This window comes from Brachybacterium sp. AOP3-A1-3, assembly GCF_052378285.1.
Lineage (GTDB): Bacteria > Actinomycetota > Actinomycetes > Actinomycetales > Dermabacteraceae > Brachybacterium.
In genome coordinates, this window is sequence record NZ_JBQSXM010000012.1 from 25347 (window position 1) to 43113 (window position 17767).

At 71.3% G+C, this 17767-nt stretch carries 19 protein-coding genes; 11 read left to right on the top strand and 8 right to left on the bottom strand.

Annotated features, from left to right (window positions below; all coding sequences use genetic code 11):
* Positions 1–2: 2 nt before the first annotated feature.
* Together ACT3T5_RS14530 and ACT3T5_RS14535 are read left to right on the top strand one after the other, a co-directional pair.
* Complete coding sequence (locus ACT3T5_RS14530) at positions 3–1172, top strand: sensor histidine kinase (protein ID WP_444594717.1); 1170 nt, start codon at positions 3–5, stop codon at positions 1170–1172.
* Entirely contained in the window at positions 1169–1813 is a 645-nt protein-coding gene (locus ACT3T5_RS14535; protein ID WP_444594718.1) for a response regulator, read from the top strand. Before ACT3T5_RS14530 ends, ACT3T5_RS14535 begins: the two co-directional genes overlap by 4 nt.
* A gap of 252 nt (positions 1814–2065) precedes the next feature.
* Here ACT3T5_RS14535 and ACT3T5_RS14540 read toward each other — a convergent pair whose 3' ends face one another.
* The 7 genes from ACT3T5_RS14540 to ACT3T5_RS14570 form a co-directional block, all read right to left on the bottom strand.
* Positions 2066–2617, bottom strand: coding sequence for a hypothetical protein (locus ACT3T5_RS14540; RefSeq protein ID WP_343924084.1), 552 nt, complete (start codon positions 2615–2617; stop codon positions 2066–2068).
* Between the two features lie 150 nt (positions 2618–2767).
* A complete protein-coding gene (locus ACT3T5_RS14545; RefSeq protein WP_441449096.1) occupies positions 2768–3793 on the bottom strand; it encodes an ABC transporter substrate-binding protein in 1026 nt (341 codons plus the stop codon).
* A gap of 35 nt (positions 3794–3828) precedes the next feature.
* Complete coding sequence (locus ACT3T5_RS14550) at positions 3829–4713, bottom strand: ABC transporter permease (protein ID WP_443336906.1); 885 nt, start codon at positions 4711–4713, stop codon at positions 3829–3831.
* Complete coding sequence (locus tag ACT3T5_RS14555; protein WP_441449094.1) at positions 4710–5498, bottom strand: ABC transporter ATP-binding protein; 789 nt, start codon at positions 5496–5498, stop codon at positions 4710–4712. The genes ACT3T5_RS14550 and ACT3T5_RS14555 overlap by 4 nt, the downstream gene beginning before the upstream one ends.
* A gap of 98 nt (positions 5499–5596) precedes the next feature.
* Entirely contained in the window at positions 5597–5728 is a 132-nt protein-coding gene (locus ACT3T5_RS14560; RefSeq protein ID WP_443336915.1) for a PIN domain-containing protein, read from the bottom strand.
* Positions 5729–5807: 79 nt separating this feature from the next.
* Positions 5808–6281 (bottom strand): tRNA adenosine(34) deaminase TadA, encoded by a 474-nt coding sequence (gene tadA, locus ACT3T5_RS14565; protein WP_441449093.1) that lies wholly within the window; start codon positions 6279–6281, stop codon positions 5808–5810.
* 45 nt (positions 6282–6326) lie between these two features.
* On the bottom strand, positions 6327–6887 hold the full coding sequence (locus ACT3T5_RS14570) for a dihydrofolate reductase family protein (RefSeq protein ID WP_443336909.1): 561 nt from the start codon (positions 6885–6887) through the stop codon (positions 6327–6329).
* Positions 6888–7149: 262 nt separating this feature from the next.
* Here ACT3T5_RS14570 and upp point away from each other — a divergent pair, with 262 nt between their 5' ends.
* The 8 genes from upp (at position 7150) to ACT3T5_RS14610 (ending at position 14433) form a co-directional block, all read left to right on the top strand.
* Positions 7150–7788, top strand: a complete 639-nt coding sequence (gene upp, locus ACT3T5_RS14575; RefSeq protein WP_193115716.1) for a uracil phosphoribosyltransferase — start codon at positions 7150–7152, stop codon at positions 7786–7788.
* Positions 7789–8057: 269 nt separating this feature from the next.
* Complete coding sequence (locus tag ACT3T5_RS14580) at positions 8058–8360, top strand: urease subunit gamma (protein WP_444579592.1); 303 nt, start codon at positions 8058–8060, stop codon at positions 8358–8360.
* Positions 8361–8370: 10 nt separating this feature from the next.
* Positions 8371–8943, top strand: coding sequence for an urease subunit beta (locus tag ACT3T5_RS14585; RefSeq protein WP_444594719.1), 573 nt, complete (start codon positions 8371–8373; stop codon positions 8941–8943).
* Positions 8936–10645: an urease subunit alpha gene (locus ACT3T5_RS14590; RefSeq protein WP_444594720.1), complete on the top strand. Its 1710-nt coding sequence runs from the start codon at positions 8936–8938 to the stop codon at positions 10643–10645. Before ACT3T5_RS14585 ends, ACT3T5_RS14590 begins: the two co-directional genes overlap by 8 nt.
* Before the next feature lie 2 nt (positions 10646–10647).
* Entirely contained in the window at positions 10648–11394 is a 747-nt protein-coding gene (locus ACT3T5_RS14595; protein ID WP_444594721.1) for an urease accessory protein UreF, read from the top strand.
* Positions 11369–12274, top strand: a complete 906-nt coding sequence (locus ACT3T5_RS14600; protein WP_444594722.1) for an urease accessory protein UreD — start codon at positions 11369–11371, stop codon at positions 12272–12274. Before ACT3T5_RS14595 ends, ACT3T5_RS14600 begins: the two co-directional genes overlap by 26 nt.
* Positions 12275–12384: 110 nt before the next feature.
* Positions 12385–13155 carry an urease accessory protein UreG gene (gene ureG / locus ACT3T5_RS14605; RefSeq protein ID WP_444594723.1) on the top strand — a complete coding sequence of 257 codons (771 nt, stop codon included), beginning with the start codon at positions 12385–12387 and terminating at the stop codon, positions 13153–13155.
* 507 nt (positions 13156–13662) lie between these two features.
* A complete protein-coding gene (locus ACT3T5_RS14610) occupies positions 13663–14433 on the top strand; it encodes a winged helix-turn-helix domain-containing protein (RefSeq protein ID WP_444594724.1) in 771 nt (256 codons plus the stop codon).
* A gap of 659 nt (positions 14434–15092) precedes the next feature.
* Here ACT3T5_RS14610 and ACT3T5_RS14615 read toward each other — a convergent pair.
* Positions 15093–15839, bottom strand: a complete 747-nt coding sequence (locus ACT3T5_RS14615; protein WP_444579586.1) for a protein phosphatase 2C domain-containing protein — start codon at positions 15837–15839, stop codon at positions 15093–15095.
* 135 nt (positions 15840–15974) lie between these two features.
* Between ACT3T5_RS14615 and ACT3T5_RS14620 the strand changes: the two genes are divergently transcribed.
* Positions 15975–17762 carry a MinD/ParA family ATP-binding protein gene (locus tag ACT3T5_RS14620; RefSeq protein ID WP_444579585.1) on the top strand — a complete coding sequence of 596 codons (1788 nt, stop codon included), beginning with the start codon at positions 15975–15977 and terminating at the stop codon, positions 17760–17762.
* Positions 17763–17767: the final 5 nt, after the last annotated feature.

Sequence of the window (17767 nt, forward strand, 5' to 3'; positions counted from 1 at the left end):
ATGTGGACACCAGCGCCGGTCGACAGTGGAGCGTGTTCTACGCCTACACGGCATGGACCCTCGTCGGGGTCGTGGCAGTGCTCCCGCTGGGCATCGCACTGTTCCTGGACCTGCGGATCCCGGTGGCAGCCGCTTCCGCACCGCTGACCGTCGCCGTGCTGTGCGGGCAGATCGCGCTCGGGGCCTGGTCCGCCTGGCGGGCCATGGAGGCCTGGGCCGCGGCCGATGCCCACTCCGAGCGGGACCGCTGGGGCATCCGTCAGGTGGGAAACCTCCCCTCGGACCTCTCCTTCCTGGCCGCCGTAGCACCGTCGGCCGTGATCGCCGGGACGTCGCTGCTCGGCGACGCCGATCCGCGCCTGCTGATCATGTCCTTGTCTCTGGTGATCACCACGGCCGCGGTCCGGTGGCGCTGGGAGATCGGTGTGGGGCTCGCCGTGGCATTCGCCGCCGTGTCGGCGCTGCTCCTGGGCTCTCTGCCGGGAGCCCTCTCCAGCGGCCTCCTCGTGATCGCAGCCGTCCTCACCGCCCGGCTCTCCCTGTGGCTCGCCGCGATGGTGCGCGAGCTCGACGATGCCCGCGAGGCCCTGGCCCAGCTCGCCGTCGCCGAGGAGCGGCTGCGCTTCGCCCGGGACCTGCACGACGTCACCGGACGGGACCTCTCCGTGATCGCGGTGAAGTCCGAGCTGGTCGCGCAGCTGGCCGAGCGCGAGGACCCGCGCGCCGTGGAGCACGGACGCGAGGTCGCCCAGATCGCGCGGGCCTCGCTCACCGAGATCCGAGCTCTCCTGCGCGGCTACCGCGAGGTCGACCTCGCCACCGAGCTGCGCGGCACCGCGTCCCTGCTGCGCTCGGCACAGGCGGAGGTCACCGTCTACGGCGCGTCGGAGGACGTTCCCGCCCGCCATCGCGGCACCGCTGCCTGGGTGCTGCGCGAGGGAGGCACCAACGTCCTTCGCCATGCGGATCCCTCGGCCGTGACCATCACCCTCACCTCGGGCGGGGTCACACTGGTCAACGACGGTGCCCCCGGCGACTCGGAGGTGATCGAGGGCAGCGGGCTGATCGGGATGCGCGAGCGCCTCGGCGCCGGGTCCATGCTGACCATCCGCCGCGAGGGCGGCATCTTCACCCTCGATGTCCGCTTCGATGCCCCTGGAGGCACCCGATGAACGCCGACCCCTCCGCCGCAGCGACTGCCGCCGCCCCGCTGCGGGTGATCCTCGTCGACGACGAGAACCTGATCCGCTCCGCGCTGGCCACGATGCTCTCCCTCGAGGACGATCTCGACGTGCGCGGGGAGGCGGCGACCGTGGCGGACGGTGCGCGCCTGGCCCGGGCCGAGCAGCCCGACGTCGCCGTGCTCGACCTCCAGCTGCCTGACGGGGACGGCCTCGAGCTGGCCACCCGGATCGGGCAGGTCTCCCCCGCCACCCGCTGCCTGATCCTCACCTCGCACGCCCGTCCCGGTTACCTCAAACGGGCGCTTGCCCAGCCAGTCCTCGGCGGCCTGCCGGAGACCACCTCCGCGGACCAGCTGGCGAGCGCCGTGCGCTCGGTCGCCGCCGGGCGGCGGGTGATCGATCCCGAGCTCGCCGCGGAGACCATCTCCTCCGGGGATTCTCCGCTGACCCCGCGGGAGGCCGATGTGCTGGAGTTCGCGGCCGACGGCGCCGCCATCGAGCAGATCGCCCGCCGCGCACATCTGGCCGAGGGCACCGTGCGCAACTACCTCTCCAGCGCCCAGGCGAAGCTGCAGGCCGCGAACCGCCACGAGGCCGTCGCCATCGCCCGCCGCCAGGGCTGGATCTGACCCCGGCCCGAACCGGACGCGCCGCATCCACTAGCGCCAGGCTGCGCCGCATCCACTGGCGCCAGGCGAGGTGGCAGCGCTATATATCGCGCTCCCTGTACGCCACACGCCACTGGATGCGCTTGCCCACCCATCGTCTGGGTGCGCATGCCCACCGATCCACTGAGTGCGCGTGCCCATCCATCCCCTGGGGGCGCATGCCCACCCATCCACCCGCCCCAGGTGCGCTCCTCGGCAGTGCACCCGTGCAGCTCACATCAGCAGCAGGACCACCAGGAGCACCAGCACGCAGGCCACCGTCGCAGCGAGCCCTGCACCGATCCCGACGGCCACCCCCGGCAGGCGCGTCCAGCGCAGCAGGGCGGCGACGGCCGCTCCCCCGAGGACGAGCATGGCGACGAGCGTGGGCAGGCCGATGATCACCCCGAGCAGGACCAGGCCGTCCCGCGGCGACGGGGTGCACCCGAACCCGATCCCTGTGCAGGCGCCGTTCGCATGTTCCGTCGGCGCGAGGAGCACGCCCAGTCCGTAGAGGACCACCACGATCGCGAGGACCCCGAGCAGAGCACCGATCGCGCGACGTCGCCGGGATGCCGCGGCACGGCCGACCGTCCTGGCCGGCTCCGCTGGGCTGGACGAGATCGCCGGGTTCGCCATACCTGCCGGGCGCACGGAACAGGGCCGGCTCGTCGGCTCGTTCTCGTCCGTCGGATCGTTCTCGTCCGCCCGACCGTTCTCGTCCGCCCGACCGTTCTCGTCCGTCGGATCGCTCGGGCCCATCGGATCCCTCGGCTCTGTCTGCATGGCTACATGGTCGGCGGCGGACACCCCGCCGTCCATGGGGAGTTCGCCCCATGATGCGCGGAGGGCCCTCCCGTGATCCGACCCCGGCCAGCACGGCCCTGCCCCGACCCGCCCGGCCGTGTCAGCCAGGCCAGGCCACGACAGGCCGGGTCACGCGGAGGCACCCTCGGCGAAGCTCGCGTCGACCACGGTGGTCACGTCGATCGGCTCGGTGTAGGTGATCTGTTCAGCGTCGATCCACACGGTCTGCATGGCCTCGAGCTGGTCGGGCTGCGGGGCGAGGTCGGGCAGGTAGGTGTACATCGGCGCGGACTTCAGCACCTCGATCTCCTGGCCGAGGGTGTCGGCGAGGATCTGGTAGACCTCGCCGGTCTGCGCGCCGTCGGCCGAGAGCTCCTGGGATCCCTTGGCCAGAGCCGAGAAGAAGTCCTGGGCGAGATCCGCACCGACGAACGTCTCGGAGTAGAGGACCCCGGTGCCGGTGGTGCCCTTCTTCGGCACGGCGAGCGGTGAGGCCACGCCGGCGTCCTCCATGGCGGTCGAGAACGGGGCCGACGGGGTCGCCGCGTCCACGGAGCCGTTGGTCAGCGCGGGCTCCTGGTCGGGTGTGGAGAGGTTGGAGACCTCGACGTCGTTGAGCGTCAGGCCCTCCTCCTCGAGCATCGCGGCGAGCAGGTAGCCGCCGGTGGCGCCGGGGCCGCCCGCGACGCCGATCTTGCGACCCTTGAGATCGGCGACCGAGGTGACGGAGCCGTCGTCAAGGAGCTTCTGGCTGACCTCGAGCGCTGTCGGGGAGTTCTCGGGGTCCCCCGGGGAGATGCCCATGGAGCCCACGATCTTGAAGGCCAGGCCCTGGTCCAGGGCGTTGAACATGCCGGCGCTGAAGCCGGCGATCATCACGTCGAGCTGGTCGTTGGCGAGCATCGGGATGCCGTCCTGGCCGGACTTCAGCGGGGTCAGCTCGAGGGTGATGCCGGCGTCCTCGAAGTAGCCCATCGAGTCCGCGATGTAGAGCGGGGCGAAGAGGGAGGAGGGCACGTGGCCCACGCGCACGGTGCCCGAGGAGGAACCGCCGCCGGAGCCGGAGTCCTTCCCGGTGACAGCGGGGCCGCAGGCGGCGAGCGCTCCGCCGAGGGCGCCGACGGAGGCGAGGGAGAGCAGGGTGCGACGACGCATGGTGTGTCCTTAGGGGTGGTGGAGGGTGGTGAGGGTCAGCCGCGTCGCCAGGGCAGAAGCAGCTTCTCCGATCGGCTGAGCAGCGTGGTCAGGACAGCACCGATGATGCCGATCACCAGCAGTCCCACGTACAGCTTCTCCGGGATGAACAGCTGCCAGGAGTTCCAGATCAGATAGCCGAGCCCCGTGGTGGAGGCGCCGGTGAACTCGACGGCGGTGACGACCACGACAGCGGTGCCGGTGGCGGTCTTCAGCCCGGAGAACACGAAAGGCATCGCCCCGGGCAGGACCACGAAGCGGAAGCGGGCGAAGCCGGTCGCGCCATAGGCGGTGCCGGCCTCGAGCAGCTTGCGATCGATCGCCCACACGCCGGAGACCGTCGCGATCTGCATGACGAAGAAGGTCGTGATGAACACGGCGATGATCTTGGGCAGCTCGGTGGGCCCGAAGATCATCAGCAGGATCGGGAAGATCGCGATCTTCGGCAGCGGGTAGAGCGCGCTGAACAGGGGACCGAACGCGGCGTTCAGGGCTCGCGAGGAGCCCATCAGCAGCCCCACCACGATGCCGGCCGCGGCGCCGAGGCCGCCGCCGACGAGGAGTCGCAGCAGGGTGGGCCCGGCGTGCTCCCACAGCTCGCCGGTGCGCAGCATCTCGCCCAGCGCGCCGAGGATCGTGGTGGGCGCCGGGAAGAAGCGCGGGTCGATGATCAGCAGACGGGCGCACACCTCCCACAGCACCAGCAGCACGATCGGCGCGGCGATCGAGAGCACGAGGTCGCGGGTGCGCAGCCGACGGTCGCGGGAGCGCTGCTCGCGGGCCGCCACCAGGGTGCGCTGCTCCCGGTCCACGCGGGTGCTCTCCGCGCCGGGGCTCTCCGTGCCGAGGCTCTCCGTGCTCGGACGTTCGGTGAAGCTCATGCCGTCTCCTCCGCGCTGCGCACGTCGTCGCGCAGCAGGTTCCAGATGCGGGAGCGCAGCTCGCCGAACTCGGGGCTGCGCTCGATGTCGAAGGAGCGGGGCCGCTCGAAGGGGACGGCGATGTCCTCGCGCACCGTGCCGGGGCGGCCGGACATGACGATCACGCGGTCGCTGAGGATGATCGCCTCGTCGATGTCGTGCGTGACCATGAGGACCGTCTTGCGCTCCTGCTCCCACAGGGCGATGAGCTCCTCCTGCATGAGCATGCGGGTCTGCGCGTCCAAGGCGCCGAGCGGCTCGTCCATGAGCAGCAGCGGGGAACCGGTGGCGAAGGCGCGGGCGATCGCGACGCGCTGACGCATGCCGCCGGAGAGCTGATGGGGGAAGGACGACGCGAAGGATTCCAGGCGCACCCGACGCAGCCAGTCCATCGCGATCCCGTGGCGCTCACGGGCGCCCGTGCCGGTCATGCGCAGGCCGAAGGCGACGTTGTCCAGCACCGTCATCCAGGGGAAGACGCCGTGCTCCTGGAACACGAACGCCGCGGGCACGGGGTGGTCGGCGCCGCTCATCGTCACCTCGCCGACCGTGCGCTCCTCGAGCCCACCGAGGATCCGCAGGAAGGTGGACTTGCCGCAGCCGGAGGGGCCGACGATGCAGGTGAAGGATCCCGGCTCGATCGTCAGCGAGAAGTCCTCGAGTGCCCACACCGGTTCCTGTCCGGAGAAGAAGACCTTCGAGACGCCTTCAGCGACCACGGCCGACGACGGCACGCGTGCATTCATGATTGCTCCTCGACCAGCTCGATGTCTGCGCCAGTGTAGTGCTGGTGTTCGAATGGCGAGATTCGAAGCCCACTGGTCGGACAGATCGGCTCAACCGCTCACCAGAGACGCTCGACCCCCGGCAATCCATCGAAGACCTTGTCCGCGCTGACCAGGGAAAGTCCTCGCCGAATCGCTTGAGCGGCGATCATCCGATCAAACGGATCCCGATGCTCCCAGGCGATCGGCAGTGCTCATGGCGTCATGAGTACGCCGCACCTGACCAACTCGGAAGCGACCTGGTCGACCAGATCGAGCATTCTGGTCAGTTCACTCTCGAGGCGCCCGCTTGCGACGGGCGCGGAAGAACTCCCGCAGCAGGTCCCCGCACTCCTGCTCTCGCACCCCCGTGGTGAGCTCGACGCGATGGTTCAGGCGCGGCTCGCGCACCAGGTCGTAGAGGGACCCGGCGGCGCCCGCCTTGGGGTCCATCGCACCGACGACGACGCGCTGCGTGCGGGCCAGGACGATCGCGCCCGCGCACATCGTGCACGGTTCGAGGGTCACGACGAGGGTGCAGCCGGTGAGGTTCCAGCGTCCGGTGGCCGCGGCGGCACGGCGCAGGGCGAGGAGCTCCGCATGGGCGGTGGGGTCCTCGTCGGCCTCGCGACGGTTCCCGGCGGTGGCCAGCACCTGCCCGTCGGGGCCGACGACGACCGCACCGATCGGCACGTCCGACGGCTCGCGGTCCGCCGCTGCCCGCGCCTCGTCGATCGCCAGGCCCATCAGCTCGTCATCGGTCATGGAGCCATTGTCCCGTGCGCCGGGCCGGGCCGCGCCAGAGCCATGTCAGGGCCGCTCCCCCACCACCGTGTAGCGCGCCTCGAGGAATGCCTCGTTGCGGCCGAAGTCCTGCAGCTGCAGGTCGAACCGGCCTCCGAGCAGGGGCCTGCCGGCGCCGAGCGTGACCGGGGCGATCGAGACCATGACCTCGTCGAGCATGCCGTCGCGCGCGAACTGGGCGGCGAGGTCCCCGCCGCCCATGACCCAGACGGCACCGTCGCCCGCGGCGGCCTCGATCTGCTCCCTGTGCTCGGCCGGAGCGCCGGCCAGGATCGTGACGGTCTCCGCCGCGGGCGCCAGGTCGCGATGCGTGAAGACGAAGGCGGGCTTGTCGTACGGCCAGGCGTCGGCATCGCCGAACTGCTCCTGGGGGTGGTCGAGGATCCACTGGTAGGTGGTGCTTCCCATGACCAGGGCGCCGACACCCGCGGAGAAGGAGTCGTAGTCCAGCAGGCTCCCTGATCCCAGCGGCTGGGCCAGCAGCCAGTCGAGGCTGTCGTGCTCGTCGGCGAGAAAACCGTCGAGCGTGGTCGCCGTGTAGTAGAGGTACGAGGGTCGCTGTGTCATGAGCTCTCCGAGCGTCGGGCGTCGTCCGGTCATCGCGGGCGAGGATCACCTCCGGCCCAGGTACCGGCAGGCGCAGATACGTGCAGGCTCCGATCCTCGCAGGCTCAGGCACCGAAGCCCGCGCTCACCCGGCTCACCGGGCTCACCGGGGCCACCGGGGTCACCGGGGTCACCGCCCGACCCTGCGTGAGAACAGCCTCGGTCGGGCCCATCCGCCGCGATCTGTGCCGATCGTGGCACGCCCTCCGGTAGATTCACCCCTATGCGCGTCCTGGAGATAGACCACCCCCTCGTTGCCCACAAGCTGTCCGTGCTGCGCGATCGCGCCACCCATTCCTCCGTGTTCCGTCAGCTCGCCGATGAGCTGGTGACCCTGCTGGCCTATGAGGCGACCCGCAACGTCTCGGTCTCGCCGGTCCAGATCGAGACCCCGGTGACCACGATGACCGGCACCAAGCTCTCGAACCCCAAGCCGATGGTGGTGCCCATCCTGCGCGCCGGCCTCGGCATGCTCGACGGCCTCACCCGCCTGCTGCCCACCGCCGAGGTGGGCTTCCTGGGCATGGTCCGCAACGACGAGACCCTCGAGGTCACGACCTACGCGAACCGGCTCCCCGACGACCTCTCGGGCCGCCAGTGCTTCCTGCTGGACCCGATGCTCGCCACCGGGCACACCCTCATCGCGGCCACCGAGTACATGCACGAGCGCGGCGCCCGTGACATCACCTGCGTGACCCTGCTCTGCGCCCCCGAGGGCCTCAAGGCGATGGAGGAGAACATCGATCCTTCGATCGACCTCACCATCGTCACCGCCGCGATCGACGAGAAGCTCGACGAGAAGGGCTACATCGTGCCCGGCCTCGGCGATGCGGGCGACCGTCTCTTCGGCGTCGTCGACTGATCTCGTCGACTGATCTCGTCGGCTGATCTCGTCGACCGACCTCGTCGGCTGACCTCGTCGACTGGCCTCGTCGCCCCCGCGATGCCACGCACGACCCTGCACGCTCAGCGCGCCCCCGCCTCCCGGTGGGGGCGCGCTGTGCATCCGGGACCCGCCGCGCCATCCAGACAACCCAGACATTCTCCGAACCCGCCGGTCAGAGCAATTGACCCCCTCCCCGGAGCGGGCCATGATGGGCATCCTGGTGTCGCCGAGCAGCTGGAGGTCCGATGTTCCTGAGTGTCCACGAGCAGGAGCGGCTCATGGTCCATGTGGCCGGGAAGCTCGCCCTCGAGCGCAAGGAGCGCGGGCTCAAGCTGAACCTCCCCGAGGCGACCGCACTGCTGACCTCGTACCTCCTCGAAGGAGCGCGGGACGGGCAGTCCGTCGCCGATCTCATGGAGGGCGGACGCTATGTGCTGGGCCGTGACGATGTGATGGAGGGCGTGCCCGAGATGCTGGCCCAGGTCCAGGTCGAGGCCACTTTCCCGGACGGGACCAAGCTCGTCACCGTCACCGACCCGCTGCAGTGAAGGAGGCGAGATGAGCAACGAGCGACCTCCCCAGGATCCGGCCGACGCGCCGACGATGGAGGAGAACCCCTTCGACAATCCGGAGCTGACGCCGGACGCGACGGCCGAGCCCGCCGAGCACTCCACCGACCACCCCGGCCGCGAGTACGAGGACGACGACGCCCGGGGGCATTCCGGCGTCGGCGCCCCGAGCGAGCCGCGCCGAATCGGCACCAGCAGCCGACAGGCGCCCCGCCGCGCCAGCATGGACGTGGTGGACCACCGGGTCCCCGTCGTCCCCGGGGAGATCCTCCTGGCCGACGGCCCCGTGATCATCAACGAGGGCGCCACCCCGATCACCCTGCGCGTCGTGAACACCGCCGACCGCCCGATCCAGGTCGGTTCGCACTACCACTTCGCCGAGACGAACCCCGCCCTCGACTTCGACCGCAAGGCCGCCTGGGGCAAGCGGCTGAACATCGTCTCCGGAGGTTCCGTGCGCTTCGAGCCCGGGGCCGACGAGGACGTCCAACTGATCGACATCCGCGGCCTGCGCATCGCGCGCGGCTTCCGCGGGGAAAGCGGAGGACCACTCGATGACTGAGGTCAGCCGTTCCGAGTACGTCGCCAGCTACGGCCCCACCGTCGGGGACCGCATCCGCCTGGCCGACACCGACCTGGTGATCGAGGTCGAGAAGGACTACTACGCCGGCGGGGACGAGGCCGTCTTCGGCGGCGGCAAATCCATCCGCGAGTCGATGCTGCAGTCGGCGCGCACGCGCGCCGAGGGCACCCCCGACCTGGTCATCACCGGGGTCGTGATCCTCGACCACTGGGGCATCGTCAAGGCCGACGTCGGGATCCGCGACGGCCGCTTCTGCGGGATCGGAAAGGCCGGCAATCCCGACGTCATGGACGGCGTCGACGAGAGCCTCGTGATCGGCCCGTCCACCGAGGTCATGGCCGGCAACGGCATGATCATGACGGCGGGCGCGATCGACACCCACGTCCACTTCGTCACCCCGGATCAGCTCAAGGTGGGCCTGAACGCCGGCGTCACCACGGTGATCGGCGGCGGCACCGGCCCCGCCGAGGGCTCCAAGGCCGCGCTGGCCACCCCCGGCGCCTGGTGGCTGGAGAAGATGTTCCAGGGCCTGGACCCGTGGCCGGTGAACTTCATGTTCCTGGGCCGCGGCAATGCCATGAACGACGAGGCCCTCCTCGAGCAGGTGCGCGCCGGTATGGGCGGCTTCAAGATCCACGAGGACTGGGGCGCGACCCCGGCCGTGATCGACCGGACCCTGTCGATCGCCGACGCCACCGGCGTGCAGGTCGCGATCCACTCCGACACCCTCAACGAGGCCGGCTTCGTCGAGGACATGCTCGCCGCGGTCAAGGGGCGCACCTTCCACGCCTTCCACACCGAGGGCGCCGGCGGCGGCCATGCCCCGGACATCATCAAGGTCGCCAGCGAGCTCAACGTGCTCCCGGCCTCGACGAACCCCACCCGCCCGTACACCGTGAACACGGTGGACGAGCACCTGGACATGGTGATGGTCGCCCACCACCTGAACCCGCAGATCCCCAACGACCTCGCCTTCGCGCAGTCCCGCGTGCGGGCCGGCACCATCGCCGCGGAGGACGTGCTGCAGGACATGGGCGCGCTGTCGATCATGAGCTCGGACTCGCTCGCGATGGGCCGCATCGGCGAGACGATCATGCGCACCTGGCAGACGGCGCACCAGATGAAGAAGGTGCGCGGTGCGCTCGAGGGCGACGGCGCGGCCGACAACAACCGGGCTCGTCGCTACATCGCCAAGTACACGATCGCCCCGGCCGTCGCCCATGGCATCGACCAGCACGTCGGCTCGATCGAGGTGGGCAAGCTCGCCGACTTCGTCCTGTGGCAGCCCTCGCTGTTCGGCGTGCGCACCTCGGCCGTGTTCAAGGGCGGGATGGCCGCGGTGGCCGCGATCGGCGACCCCAATGCCTCCATCCCGACCCCGCAGCCCGTCTCCGGGCGGCTCGGCTTCAACGCCCATACCAAGGCGGCCGGCGCCACGAGCCTCGCCTTCGTCTCCGAGCTGGCGATGGAGAACGACGTCGTCGAACGGATGGGCGTGGAGCACCAGATCGTCCCGATCACGTCGACCCGCAAGGTCACCAAGGACGATCTGCCGCTGAACACGGCACGTCCCCGGATCGACGTCGACCCCGACACCTATGCGGTGCGGATCGACGGCGAGCTGATCGAGCACGAACCCGCCGAGTTCGTGCCGATGGCACAGCGGTACTTCCTGTTCTGACGATGCCCGCTCCCTCCACTGCCGGCACGGCGACGTCGTCGGCAGGTGCCGCGCGGTCCGCGGCCCTGCTGCTCCTGGGTGACGGCCGCCTCCCGGCCGGCGGGTACGCGCATTCGGCCGGTCTCGAGCAGGCCATCGCCCGCGGCTGGGTGCGCGACGCGGAGAGCCTGGCCTCGTTCCTGCGCGGCCGCGTCCACACCACCGGTCTGGTGAGCGCCTCCTTCGCGGCCGCCGCGCAGCATCGCACCGCGCAGGCGATGGCGAGCGGGGACCTCGGTTCGCTGGGGCCCGCGCTCGCCGCGCTGGATCGCGAGCTCGTGGCCCGCACGCCCTCGCCCTCGCTGCGACGGATCGCTCGGGACCTCGGGCGGATGCTGCTGCGGGCGATGCGCTCCATCGCCCCGTCCCAGCAGCCCGTGCTCGACGCCGCCGGGCCCGTGCTGCAGCAGCCCATCGCCTACGGCACCGTGGCGGCCGCCCTCGGGCTCGATGCCCGCGACGCCGCCGGGCTCGTGCTCTACGAGGCCGCGGCCACCCCCGCGGTCGCCGCGGTCAAGCTGCTGAGCATCGACCCCTTCGCCACCCACCGCTGCCTCGCCGAGCTCGCCCCGGAGCTCGATGAGCTGGCCGAGCGGGCCACTGACTTCGCCGCCTCCGACGCCCGGGACCTCCCGGCCCTCGCCGCTCCCCTCTCCGACATCGCCGCAGAACTGCATACGAACCATGACCAGCGTCTCTTCGCCTCCTGAGGTGCGCTCGGGCCTTCCCGAGTTCGCCCGCCCGGACCTCTCCGGGACTCGCCGCCGCACCCACCGCGGCTCCTTCCTGTGCCATGCCGTGATCGCCACAGAGCTCACGGACGGCCGCACCAGGATCTCCCGGCTGCGGGCGGACACCCCCCTGTCCCCTCGCCCCACGATCGCCAGCGGCGAGGAGCCGTTCGTGCGCGGGGGCGACGCCGCCCGCATCCGGATGTCGGCGAGCGCCGCCGGCCCCGTCGGCGGCGACACCTATGTGCTGGACATCCACGTCGGGGCAGGGTCCACGCTCGTGATCCGCGATGTCGGCGCCACCCTCGTGCTGCCCGGGCCGCACGGCGAGGCCTCCCGGTGGATCACCCGGCTGCGCGTCGACGAGGGCGGCACCTGCGTCTGGGTGCCCGAGCCGGTGATCGCCGCCGCAGGCTGCCGCCACCACCACGTGATCGAGGCCGAGCTGGCCGCGGATGCGCGTCTGCTCTACCGCGAGGAGATCGTGCTGGGCCGCCATCGCGAGGAGCCGGGCTCGCTGTCCGCGCGGCTATCGGTGCGCCGCAGCGGGGATCCGACCGTCGTGCAGCAGCTCGACCTCGGCCCCGCGGCGATCGGGTCGAGCGCCACCAGCGTGTTCGGTGCGCACCGGGCGCTCGGGAACGTGATCGTGGTCGATCCCGACGGAGCCCCCGGGCCCGCCGCCGCGGCCCCGGACGCCGGGAGCGCCGTGATGCGCCAGGACCCGGCCTGCGTGCAGGTCACCGCCGTCGGGCAGGACCTGCCCGAGCTGCGCGCACGCCTCGACTCCGCGATGGGCCTGCTCGGCGAACCCTGGGCCTCGCCGGGGCCCCGCCCCTGGTCCGCGGTCCCCCGCTGACCGCGCCCCCAGACCATTCGGACCACACAGACCACTCAGACCTTCCGGACCTGCCAGACGACCCGGACCAGCCAGACCACCCGCCACAGATCGACCCTCCAGGAGGACGCATGACCACCACCGACACCACCACCGGCACCACTGCCTCGACCCACCCCCGCCGCGCGCTGCGGCTGGGTGTCGCCGGGCCCGTCGGCACCGGCAAGAGCTCGACCATCGCGAGCCTGTGCCGCGCCCTGGCCGAGGAGTTCCGCATCGGCGTGATCACCAACGACATCTACACCGACGAGGACGCCCGCTTCCTGCGCGCCGAGGGCGTGCTGCCCGGTGAGCGGATCCGCGCGGTGGAGACCGGCGCCTGCCCCCACACCGCGATCCGTGACGACGTCACGATGAATCTGCTCGCGGTCGAGGATCTCGAGCAGGACTTCGACCCCCTGGACATCGTGCTGGTCGAGTCCGGCGGCGACAACCTCACCGCGACCTTCTCCCCCTCCCTCGTCGACGCCCAGCTGTTCGTCCTGGACGTCGCGGGCGGCGGCGACGTGGCCCGCAAGGGCGGCCCCGGCATCGGCCGCGCCGATCTGCTGGTCATCAACAAGATCGACCTGGCTCCCTACGTCGACGTGGACGTCGACCAGATGCTCGCCGACGCCTCCGCCGCCCGCGAGGGTCGCGCGGTGCTCGGCGTCTCGCGCAAGCAGCCGGAGACCGTGGAGGTCCTCGCCCAGTGGGTGCGGGAGATGCACACCACCTTCCGCGACGGCGGGCACACGCCCCAGGATCCCGGCCCGATGGCACCGCACTTCCACGCCGACGAGAGCGAAGAGGGCGGGTACGTGCACAGCCACGACGAGGCCTCCGCACCGCACGAGCATTGAGCGGGAGATCCAGGAGCCACCCTCACCGAGGTGGCCGGCACGGGGCAGGTTCGGCGACGTCATCCGTCGCGGGACCTGCCCCGTCGCGTCTGCTGATGCCCTCGCGCCGCCTGCCCTGGACCGCCTGCCCTGGGCCGCCTGCCGCGTATCTTGCGCCGCCCGCCGCGTATCGACATGTGAACACCCTCTTGCCCGATCCGCTCCGAGCGGGCATTGTCTGGGGCATGACGTCGATCGCTGCGCGCTACGAGGCCACCCACCGGGTGGTCCGTTCCGCGATGTGCCGAATGATGTTCATGATGATGATGCCGATGATGCATCGTCAGCCGAGCCTCTGAGCGCTCAAGACACCTCCGGGGTCGGCTGACAGGAGCCGGCCGGAAGGCGCGGGCCCCAGGTGCTACCGGGAGCACACCCCTGAAAGATCCGCCGACAGGCGTCGATCCCAGGGATCCCGGGTCCACCAGCCGCCGCGCTCGCTGCGCCGCACCTCGGAGAACGCTCATCATGACCATCGCCCTGGAACGTCCCACCATCCCGTCCCGCTACGCCACCTCGACCCGCGCACTGCACCGCGCCGGCACCGGAGCCCTGCCCTCGCAGGCGTCGGAGGAAGGGGTCACGGTCACCCTGTCCGTCACCCTCCCCGCCGGCACCGGTGACGTCGAAGCAGCCCTCATCGCCGATGACCTGCGCACCCACGCCCAGCGCCTCACGGCGACCCGTCAGGGTCGCACCACCGTCGCGGTCAACAGCCCGCACTCCTTCGCGGCGACCGGCACCGGCACCCGCTCCGCCGTCCGGGCCCTGCCGCCGCGCAGCCAGTCCCCGGCCGCGGTGAGCCCGCTGCGACCGCGCCGGGCCGGCGTCGTCTCGCCGAACTCCCCTGCCCGCAAGGATGCCGAGAATGCTCGCCGCCGCGCGCTGCAGGCCACGGCCGTGAGCCCGTCGAGCCCGTCGGTCGCCGTCGGCGAGGACAGCCTCATCATCGACCTGTTCGGCCGCCGAGTGCGGATCGACGGCCAGGACGTCGACCTGACCTACAAGGAGTTCGAGCTGCTCGGGCAGCTGGCCCAGAACTCGCGCCGCACGATCTCGCGCGAGGAGCTCATGGAGACGGTGTGGGCCGAGTCCCCGGCAGAGACCGGCGAGCGCACGGTCGACGTCCATGTGCGGCGTCTTCGCACCAAGCTGGGTCGCTACCGCCGTCTGATCTCGACCGTGCGCGGCGCCGGCTACCGCCTCGACCCGGGCAGCGACGTCGCCATCCTCGGCTGATCCACGAGCACGCAGGCCTGACGACCGGGCGCGGCGAGGAGCCGAAGGGGCGAGGGGCCGGAATGGCGAGGAGCCGGAGCGGCGAGAAGTTGCCCGGCGACCGGTCGACGGGCCGCCGCGAGGCGGCCCGCCGGTCCCGGAATGCGACGAGCGGCCCGGAGCACTCAACCGACAATGTCGGGGGCTCACGGACCGCTCGTCATGCCTGTCGTCCGTCAGGGGTGGGTGCGGGCGATCAGGCTGGACGGGCTGCCAAAGTGGGGGAACCTGGCGTGGTGCCCGTCCGGCCGCTCCCCGTGAGGGGGGTCTCGAGAAGCGGCACATCTGTTAAGTTTTCAACGTATTCGTCCAGCGGGAACACTACCAGCTCATACGGGGGATCGCGTCACCCGATCGCTGATCGCCTCCATCGACGCGTTCTCTTGGAGTCTAGGCCTTCTCCGGCGTCGTGTAAACGCGCCACGTGCCCCTGTTTTCGCAGGTGGCATGCAGGTTCAGCGATCTCCTCACGTGCCGCTCAGACCAAGATTCCGTCATGGGATGACAAAAGACGAAGGCGAGGCCCCGGTTCGGCCCGGCGACCCCGCCCCCGCCGTGTCGACGCCGCTCTCCGGCAGCGATCAGCGAAGGTCCAGGATCCGGCCCGTCGGCCGCCCTCGTCACGGACGAAGTGTGAGGACCGTCGCATCGTCATGGAGCTTGCGGGGTCGGCGGGACGCCTCGAGCGACCGCTCCCCCGCCCTGATCCCGTCGATCACCTCACGAGGGTCGACCTCCAGGGCGAGCGTCAGCGAGGTGTCCCCTTCCTGGTCGAGCAGGTCCACGGCCCGGGTGATGCCGTCGGAGACGAGATGCACCGATCTCAGCGTCGCCCAGGGTGTGCGTCCGACCAGCGCCTGCTGCGCCGCCTCCGCCTCGTGCCGCACCACCCAGAACCCGCCCGGAGCATTGCGCCGCGCCTCGACGGCCGTGGCCTCCCGCTCCTGGGCGACCATCTCGTCGACCCGCTGATCGGTGATCCGCGTGACCTGACCATCCGTGCCGTGCAGCAGCAGCGAGGAGTCGGACAGCACGAGGTGCTCGAGGTGCTCGCCGACCCGTCGTACGAGGACCACGGTGGCCGACGGCCCGCCCGCGTCGAGATCGCACTCGTGCTCGTGCAGCCCGCGCACATCGGCGATGGCCCCCGCCAGCGCACTGCGCAGGTCGAGGAACGGATCCTGGGCACGGGTCAGCAGGTGTCCGGCGACGGCATGGGAGAACCAGGCGACGCTGTGGTGGCAGCCGGCACGGAAGCGCTGGGGGATCCCGGCCCCGTCCAGCAGCACGGCCACCTCGCCCAGCGCACCGGCCGCATCCTCGTTCTCGCCGGAGCCAGCCGGCTCGGACAGCAGAAAGGTGTGCACGTCGCCACTGTAGGCAGGGCCCGGGGTGGTCGTCGAGGGGCATCCGGGGGTCCCGCGCCCGTAGAGTAGGGCCGACCCCTGCCACCCGGCCGCATCCGGCCGGACGGGCATTCAGGATCCGGAAGGAACTCATCGATGATCGCGCAGGCGCGGATCACCTCCGACACCACCGCCACCGTGCACCTCGCCGACGAGACCGTCGAGGTCACCGGGGCGGATCTGCCGGAGATCCGCAATCGGGTGAAGCAGGTCTTCATCACCACGGCACGCACCGGGGAGAAGGCCGTGGACGTGGTGATCGTCGAGCCCGACGTCCGTCACCACCTGCGGGTCGAGCCCACCGGACGCATCGCCGGACGCGCGGCGGACGACCAGCCGCTGTACGGCCCCCCGATCGATTCCCCGCTGATCGCTCCGCCGGTCGTCGAGGAGGAGCTGCCCACCGACGACACTGTGGACCTCAGCTCGATCGATCCGGCGCTGCTGTCGGCCGGCGGTTCGATCCCGGCCTCCGCAGCGACCGCATCGAGCCCGGTCACGGGCGAGCATGCCGCCATCGGCGCCGACGAGACCGGGGAGCTCCCGGCCGTGCGCTCCCGCGCCCGCCGCCGTCGCGCCGCGGCGATGTCTCCGGCCGATGTTCAGAACACCGCGTCCTCCAGCTCCGCGTCGCCCGCTCCGTCGGTCGCCTCGGCAGAATCCGCGCTCTCCGCACCGTCGGCCTCCTCTGCGCCGTCGGCCTCCTCTGCGCCGTCGGCCTCGTCTGCGCCGTCGGCCCCTTCCGCACCCTCCGGGCATTCGGCGCCGTCTGCTCCGTCTGCCCCGTCGGCCCCGTCGGCCCACGCGGCGGCCTCCACCCCGGCGGCCCCGGCGCCCTCTGCGCCCTCCGACCCCGTGCCCTCCCCGGCCCCGGGCGCGACCGGCCGCGCTCCGTCATCCTCGCCCTCGGCGCGGCGCCCGCTGCCGGGGCGCGCCCCCGAGGCCGGCTCCCGCCCCACCCTGCAGGATCTGCAGAGCTCGACCTCGAAGCCGGAGAAGGTCCGGGCCACCCGTGGCCTCCCGGGCTTCATCACCCGGGTCACCGGCGGCGTGATCTCCCCGCGGCCCGGCAAGGTCGAGCGCCGGGACACCGAGCGCCTGGAGCGCGTGCGTCAGCCTCTGGACGGTCCGCGCAACATCGCCGTCGTGAACCTCAAGGGCGGTGCCCACAAGACCACCGCCTCGCTGATGATCGCGGCGTCCCTCGGCGTGACCCGCGGCGGCAACGTGCTGGCCTGGGACAACAACGAGACCCGCGGCACCCTCGGCTGGCGCGGCATCCCCACCGACCATCACCGCACCGCGGTCGACCTGCTGCAGGACATCGACAAGCTGCGCTCCCCGGACGCGAGCAACGCGGACCTCGATCCCTATGTGCGCCCCCAGGGCGAGATGCGCTTCGACATCCTCGCCTCCGACGAGGACCCGGGTTCGGCCGCCTCGATCGACGGCGAGGCCTTCGCGGACCTCAACGACGCCCTCTCGCGCTTCTACCGGATCAAGGTCATCGACACCGGCAACAACGTGCGCGCCTCGAACTGGCTGGCCGCCGTGCGCAACGCCGATCAGCTCGTGATCGTCTCCACCGTGCGCGAGGACACCTTCAACGCGGCCGCCTGGATGATCGACGAGCTGCGGGCGACGGGTCTGGCCGAGCAGGTCGACCACGCGGTGACGATCCTGTCCCACTCCTCCAAGGGCAAGGTCGATCCCGTGCTGCGCGACCGCCTGCTCGCGCACTTCGGCGCCCACACCCGCGCGGTGGCCGAGGTGCCCTACGAGCAGCAGTTCGTGGACGGCTCCCACCTGGACTGGACGCGCGTCTCGGCGAAGACCAAGGAGGCCTGGCTCGACGCCACGGCGCTGATCATCGACGGGCTCTGAGCCCT